This window comes from Pseudostreptobacillus sp. (genome assembly GCF_977040545.1).
The window spans coordinates 1-7860 of the sequence record NZ_CDRRBS010000055.1; the positions used below are offsets into that span (position 1 = coordinate 1).

At 23.4% G+C, this 7860-nt stretch carries 8 protein-coding genes, 1 other RNA gene and 1 pseudogene; all 10 read right to left on the reverse strand.

Going from position 1 to position 7860, the window contains the following annotated elements:
- Positions 1-331, reverse strand: a pseudogene (locus ACWYO2_RS03865) (hypothetical protein); the annotation flags it as partial.
- Positions 332-459: 128 nt separating this feature from the next.
- Complete coding sequence (locus ACWYO2_RS03870; RefSeq protein ID WP_455515183.1) at positions 460-1236, reverse strand: MetQ/NlpA family ABC transporter substrate-binding protein; 777 nt, start codon at positions 1234-1236, stop codon at positions 460-462.
- Positions 1236-1895: a methionine ABC transporter permease gene (locus ACWYO2_RS03875; RefSeq protein ID WP_455515184.1), complete on the reverse strand. Its 660-nt coding sequence runs from the start codon at positions 1893-1895 to the stop codon at positions 1236-1238. The genes ACWYO2_RS03870 and ACWYO2_RS03875 overlap by 1 nt, the downstream gene beginning before the upstream one ends.
- The gene (locus tag ACWYO2_RS03880) at positions 1886-2581 is read right to left on the reverse strand and encodes an ATP-binding cassette domain-containing protein (RefSeq protein ID WP_455515185.1); all 696 of its coding nucleotides are present in this window, start codon (positions 2579-2581) and stop codon (positions 1886-1888) included. Before ACWYO2_RS03880 ends, ACWYO2_RS03875 begins: the two co-directional genes overlap by 10 nt.
- A 176-nt stretch (positions 2582-2757) precedes the next feature.
- Positions 2758-3627, reverse strand: coding sequence for a DMT family transporter (locus tag ACWYO2_RS03885; RefSeq protein ID WP_455515186.1), 870 nt, complete (start codon positions 3625-3627; stop codon positions 2758-2760).
- An 11-nt stretch (positions 3628-3638) separates the two neighbouring features.
- Positions 3639-4721: a radical SAM family heme chaperone HemW gene (gene hemW, locus ACWYO2_RS03890; RefSeq protein WP_455515187.1), complete on the reverse strand. Its 1083-nt coding sequence runs from the start codon at positions 4719-4721 to the stop codon at positions 3639-3641.
- A 19-nt stretch (positions 4722-4740) separates the two neighbouring features.
- Positions 4741-5068: RNase P RNA component class A (gene rnpB, locus ACWYO2_RS03895), an RNA gene on the reverse strand.
- A 135-nt stretch (positions 5069-5203) separates the two neighbouring features.
- Positions 5204-5974 (reverse strand): Nif3-like dinuclear metal center hexameric protein, encoded by a 771-nt coding sequence (locus ACWYO2_RS03900; protein WP_455515188.1) that lies wholly within the window; start codon positions 5972-5974, stop codon positions 5204-5206.
- On the reverse strand, positions 5958-6881 hold the full coding sequence (locus tag ACWYO2_RS03905) for a hypothetical protein (RefSeq protein WP_455515189.1): 924 nt from the start codon (positions 6879-6881) through the stop codon (positions 5958-5960). Before ACWYO2_RS03905 ends, ACWYO2_RS03900 begins: the two co-directional genes overlap by 17 nt.
- A gap of 8 nt (positions 6882-6889) precedes the next feature.
- On the reverse strand, positions 6890-7860 hold a 971-nt coding region (locus tag ACWYO2_RS03910), incomplete at its 5' end, for a hypothetical protein (protein ID WP_455515190.1).

Sequence of the window (7860 nt, forward strand, 5' to 3'; positions counted from 1 at the left end):
TCATAAATAAATTAAAGTATCCATGAATATCTGTAGTTACATATATTTTTTCATACCTACTTTCATCAATTTCTATAAATTTAACCCTAGATATATCAAAAATAAAATTATCTATCCACAAATTCCTATCTTCAAAATATTTTTCTATATATATTTTTTTTACAAATTCTTTAACATTTTCTTTCTTATTATTTTCTTTCAAAAATTTATAAACTTCTTCTTTCTCAAAATCATTAAGTGAAATAAATTCAGATTTAACTGTTCTTGTAAACTTAAAATTTGATTTAACAAGTGTTCTAAAAAATTTATCTAACCTATACCTATCTACCATAATTCCCCTTTCCAAATAATTAATATTATATCATTTTTTAAAATAAATTACTAACTAAAACAAATATATATTTAATAAAAAATGTGCCATATAGACACATTTAATTTCAGTTTAAATATACATTATTCTTAGAATACTGGGTATCCTTCTTGTGAATAATTATCTTTTAAGAATTTTTTTACACTAGCAGAACGCATAGCTTTTGCTAAATCTTTAATTTTTTGTGAATTAGCATTATCTTTTCTTGAAGCAAGTATAATTGAATATCTTCCTTTAGAACCAGTTTCTGTAAATAAAGCATCTTTAACATGAACTCCAATTTTTAACATATGTGATGGCCAGTTAAATGCTAAATCTGCTTCCTTATATGCTTGTACAAGTGATGGTATAGGTATAGCTAAGAATTGTAAATTTTTCTTAGTGTTTATAACATCTGATAAATTATATAATCCATTTTTATTCTTTAAAGAAATTAAACCTTCTTTAGCTAATATTCTTAAAGCTCTATCTTGGTTAGTTGGATCATTAGGTATAGCTACTTTAGCACCATTAGGTATTTGTGATTTTTTTGTATATTTTGTTGAATAAAATCCTACATAAACATCATAAACTGATTCAACTTTAACAAGATTTGCATTATTTTTTTCATTAAAAACTTGCATAAATGGTTGATGTTGATGGAAATTTGCATCAAAATCTCCAGCAGCTAATCCCTTATTCGCTGTTACATAATCTGTAAGAAGTGTTATTTTTACATCATAACCTTTCTTTTCTAAATCTTTAGCTGCTATTTTAACTATTTCATTCATAGGATATCCTGCAGCTGCAATTCTAATTTCTTTGTCATTAGCTAAAAGTATTGTTGAAAATACCATAGCTATTGTTAAAATTAATTTTTTAAACATCAAAAATCTCTCCTTCTTTTATCTATTTTTTTTGATATATAATTACCTAAAAATTGGATAGTAAATACTATAAATATCATTATAAGTACAACCTCATATACTAGTTTATAATTATACTCATAATAACCATAACGCATAGCATAATCACCTATACCACCTCCACCAACTATTCCCATAACGGTAGAATAAGATATGAAACTAATAATAGATGATGTTAGTCCTAATACTAAAGAACTTCTTGCCTCAACTAAAAGAAAATGCCATATAATTTGAAATACACTTGCTCTCATAGATAGAGCAGCTTCTATTATTCCATAATTTACATCATGAAAAGATTGTTCAACAAATCTTGAGTAAAGTGCTACCGCTATAAAACATATAGGAAAGGCTGCTGGCATTAAACCAAAAGCTGTTCCAAAAACAAATCTTGTTAAAGGTATTAAAACCACTACAAATATTAAAAACGGAAAACTTCTAACAACATTTACATATATATTAAGTGGTGCATATATAAATATATTTTCTTTAATAGAGCCTCGACGAGTTAAATAAAGTAAAGAACCTATAGGTATTCCTATTAATACTGCACAAAGTGTAGGAATTGATACCATAATTATTGTATCCTTTATCGATAATATTAATTCAGAAGTCATTTCCATAATAGTACCTCTTTTACATAATCTAAATAATTTTTTTCTATATTTTCTATATCAATCTTATCAACATCAAAAGTTTCAAGTATCGTTCCTTTTTCTATAACTGAAACTCTATCACATAAAACTTTAGCAACATCTAATTCATGAGTTACAAGTAATATACTTGTACCATATTTTTCATTTATTTTTTTGAATAAAAATAAAATTTCATTTTTTACTATCTTATCAAGAGAGGCTGTAACTTCATCACATAAAATCAAATCAGGATTTGATACGATAGCACGAGCAATACCTACTCTTTGTTTTTCTCCTCCACTTAAACTTGATATATACATTTCTTTTCTATTTTCAAGTCCAACAAATTTTATAGCTTCGTTTACCTTATTTTTTTCAAATTTACCTCTTAATCTCAATGGTAAAGCAACATTTTCAAATACAGTTTTATTATTCAATAAATTAAATTCTTGAAATACATAACTTATTTCTAAATTATCATTTTTATATATTTTACCTTCATCATATTTTAATAAACCTTGTATTATTTTTAATATGCTAGATTTACCACTACCAGATTTTCCAATAAGACCATAAATTTCTCCTTTAAACATTTCAAAATCAATATTAATCTCAAAATCTTTAAACTTTTTATTTACTTTTTCTAATTTAATTAATCTAACTTTTTCTTTCATATTCTCATCTCCAAATATATTTTAACACAATATTTTTTTCTTACAAGTTTTTTAATTAATTTCAATATTTTAAAGTTAATTTTAATTAAAATATAGATTATTTTTGAATTATAATTTCAAAATATGAAATTAGTTTGAACAAAAAATATTTTGATAAACAAATAAAAAAGAAGTTATTAAACTTCTTTTATTTTATTATTATATACATATATTCCTATACCAGCTAATACTATCAATATATAACCAATAACACTATATATATCAGGTATTTCATTTAAAAACACTATACCTAATAAAGATGAAAATATTACTTGAGAATACTCAAATACTCCAACTTCTTTAGAACTTGCAAACTTATATGCAAATGTTATTCCATATTGACCAATAGAGCCAAATAAACCTATAGCTAGTAAGGTATATAAATGTCTTGGTGTAATACTTGGTATACTCACTAACATAAAAGGAAAAAACATCATACAGCTTAATAAAGAAAAATAAAAAACTATAAGCATAGGATCTAAATTACCACGTCTTCCTATTGCTCTTATTGAGCTATAAGAAATTGCTGTTAAAATGGCACTAAATATCGCTAATATATATCCTATATTCATACTTGAACTAACAGGCTTTATTATAAATACAACACCTAAAAAAGCAGTTACTAATCCTACTAAATGATATTTTGTAAACTTTTCATTAAAAAAATAATGAGAAATTATAAGCATAATAACTGATGATAACTTTTGAAGTATAGTTGAATCTGCTAGAGTTATAAACTTTAATGTATAAAAACTAAGTGCAAGACTTATAGTCCCTGTCATTATTCTAAGAAATAATAATTTTCTATCTTCTTTATTAACATTAAATTTTAATCCTCTAAATTTAATAACAATACCTGTTATTATAGTTATTATTATATTTCTAAAAAATAATTTACTTGCCAGAGAAACATCCGGAAGCAATTTCACTAACATCTGCAAGGTAGAAAAACCTATTGCAGATAATATTATAAAAAAAACACCCAAAAGATACCTATTTTTAATCATATCCTCTCCTTTTACACAAATTCTACAAATACCTCATTTGACAAAAGCATTCCTTTTTCTGTCAATCTTATTCTATCACCAAATTTTTCTATAAGACCATTTAATATAAACTTATCTATTCTTTCATCTTTTTCATAAGGAATACCATCTTCTAGCATTCTTAAGCCTAATATATATTTTAAATTTTTATTTTCAACTTCATCTACTAATTCTAGACTCGCATCATTAATAGGTATCATGCCTTCATCAATTAATCTATAATATTTAATCAAACTTTTAACTTTTGAAAATCTTTTTTGGTTATAAAAACTCGTAGCATTAACTCCTACACCTATATATTCTGTATTATTCCAATATTTAATATTATGTTTACTTCTATACCCTTTCTTACAAAAAGATGAAATTTCATAATGACTATAACCTGCATTTTTTAATTCTCTATTTATTTTAATAAACATATCTGCTTCTAAATCTTCATCCATTTCTTTTAATTCGCCTTTTTTAAGTCTTCTTGTAAAATTAGTTCCTTCCTCCCAAATAAGAGAATATATCGATAAATGTTCCGGACTAAGATCTATAAATTTTTTTAAATCATTTTCAAGTATTTCCATACTTTGTCCTGGAATACCAAATATTAAATCTAAAGATATATTATCAAAACCTACTTTTCTAGCATTTAAAAATGTTTCTATTGCCTTATCAGAACTATGATCTCTATTCATAAATTTCAAAAGTTCATCATTAAAACTTTGAAAACCTATACTTAATCTATTTATCCCTGATTTTCTAAGATTTGATAATCTTTCTATATCCATATCACTAGGGTTTAACTCTAAAGTTATCTCTGCATCTTCAGTAAACTCTAATTCATTCAATATCATTTCTATGTGTTTTTGAGAAAGTAGCGATGGTGTACCTCCACCAAAATATATGGTATTATACTTATATTTAGGATACAACTTTATTTCTTTTATCAAATATTCAACATATTTATCAATTTTATCATTCATATTTATAAATACATGAAAATCACAATAATGACATCTTTTATTACAAAAAGGTATGTGTATATATATACCATCTATATTTTTCATAAAAACCTCTATATTAAAAATTGTTGGCACCCCTATAAGCCAAATTCTGTATTAACTAATCATTTTTCTAGGAGTATAATTACTTATACCCTCAAGCGAATAACCAAAAGAAGGACGAGCAGCCCCATATTCTTTTATCTCATTCTTGCTTCTGGAGGGGTTTACAAGTGATATAGTTGCCTATACCAATTGTGAGCTCTTACCTCACACTTTCACCCTTACCTTTATAGGCGGTTTACTTTCTGTTGCACTTTCCTTAAGATTACTCTTAGCAGCCGTTAACTGCCTCCATGCTCTATGAAGTTTGGACTTTCCTCAAGTTTCCTTGCGATTAGCTGGGATACCAACATTAAATATTTTACACTAAATTGATATTTTTAGCAAGTTAGAAAAATAAAATATAAAAATAAGGAACTACACTTAAAAATGTAATTCCTTGATTAAATAATTTAACAATATTTTCATACAAATTATTTATAAAATTAAAAATACTCAAATATTTCTTTATCATTAAAATTAATTACTTCTATGTTAGAATCTATTTCTTTTATAACTTTTTCAAATAAATCAGAAACTAATTTTTCACTTCCATAATGATCTATATCTAATAAATGTATACCACTTTCTATACTATCAAGTGAAATATGATGTTTTAAATCAGCTGTTATAAATAAATCAACTTCATTAGAAATTACCTCAGGTATAAAACTATCACCTGCTCCTGTTGTTATTGCAATTTTTTTTATTTTATTTTTTCTATACGATCTTGCTAATCTAACATTATCTATTTTTAAATTTTCTTTTATTCTATATATAATATCTTCAATATCTATATATTCATCTAATTCAAAATATCTCAAAGGTTTTAATTCAAAATCTAATTTTTTACCATTAAAAGCCATTTTTTCTAAAACATAATCATTTAGACCGCCATCAGCAGAATCTACATTAGTATGTGCACCGTATACTGATATATTATTTTCTATCAATTTTAATATTTTTCTTCCTAAAAAATTATCTTCAAGTATTGTTTTTTGACCTGAAAATATTAAAGGATGATGAGCTATTATTAAATCTACATTTTCCAAAACAGCTTTATCTACAACATTTTCAGTAACATCTAAACAAACTAATATTTTTTTTAAATTTATATTCTTACGTCCTACAATCAATCCTACATTATCCCAACTCTCTGCAAGAGTTTTAGGAAATTTTTTTTCAAACTTTTGAATAAAATTAGTTAAGTTTAGCATCTATTGCCTCCATCTCATAATTTATTCTTTCTAAATCATTTAATATTGTTATATCAAATATTAAAGACATTTTAAAAATTGCTTTTTTTATTAAATTATTTAAATTTTCTTTACTAACTTTTTCTTCTTCTAAATCAGATTTTTCTAAACCTAAATATTTAATCAAAGCATTTTCTTCTAAATAATTTATTTTTGAAGTAGTTAATGCTATATTATATTTTCTTTTAACCTTTTCCATTTCTTCTACAACTTCATCATAAGTTAAAGTAAAGTTTTTCATTCCAAACATATTTTGTAATTCTATATAATATTCATTAGTAATTCCAACTCTATTTAATATTTCTTCTAATTTTTCTCCATCATTTAATTCACTTTGGATTTTAATATATAAAAGATAAATATATTCTTTTTCTTCACTAGATTCTAATTCTTTTTTTTGATATTTTAATATATCTCTTTTAACAAAATATGAAAATATATATTCTATATTTTCTAAAGTATAGCTTTGTGAAAGTTTTTCATAAAAATTATTTTTAAATCTTATTAAACTTAACATAGCTTCTTGTTTAATATCCAAAAAGGAAAAATTTATACGAGTATTCTTAATACTCTCTATTAATGCTATTTTTGATAAAGAATTAAGAACATCATCACCATAGTCTTCATTTTCTATATCAAAATTTTCTAAATAATCCATCACTTCTGAATCACTGAAAAATTCTGTTGGCAATTCCTCATAATTAATATCATAACTTTCATCTATTATATTAATATTATTTTTATAGCAATATACTATAATACTTAATATATCTATATCTGTTAAAATTTTATTTATAGCAATTTCTGCAAAGTTTAATTTTTTTATTTTTTCTACTTCTTCTATTATTTTTATAACATTATTATTCATCTTTCCTCCTAATAACTCATCTTTAAGCCTAAATTAAACAAAAAAGAAGATTTATTATTTTTATAATTTTTACCAAATTCTGTTTTTATATGCATATCATCAAAAAAATCAGTTTCAAATCCAAGACCTATATTTGATACATATTTATTATCATTTATCCCATATTTTTTAGAGATATAGAAATCATTAAATACATACATATTACTAAAATAAATCTTAGGTAATTCTATCTTAGCATCCAAACCTGTAATAATATCCCCTTTAATTATATTATCTATATCATCTTCTAAAATAAATAAATTTTTATTATCAGCTTTCATTAAATTAAAGTTTAGTAATCCTTTTAAATATATTTTAGTTATACCACCATAATATTCAAATAAAACTGAGGATTTAACATAAGGTTCTAATGAAAATGCAGAAAGTTTTGTTTTAACCCCTAATCCACCTTTAAAATCTAATTTAACATACGAATTATTTTTATATTTATAATTCAAATCAAACTCTGAATATACATAACTATTATCTAAATAATTAAAACCTATTTTTGAATTTAATATTAAAAATTCTAATTTACCTTTATTTTCAGAGCTATATATATATCTTTTAAAATCTGCATTTAAATACATTTTTTCATTATATCCCATTTTCAAAGAATATACATTTTTAAATTTTGAATCATTTAATATATATTCAGCTGCAACTTTAGGTTTAAATTCTGTAGTTGAAACTCCAGCTTCAAAATTAAATATATCCCCTTTATTAAAATTAGTTTTTTGAAGTTTTAAATCAAATTTAGAATTTACATTACTTAAATTTAAATCTAAATCTATATTCAAATCTTTTTCTACATATTCATCTATTATAGCACTATATTTACCTTCTTCATCTATGCTCATTCTAGTATATAGATACATATTTTTATTAGAAGAAGCTATATCACTATCTATATTATCTATTAGATTTGTTTCATCTTTAA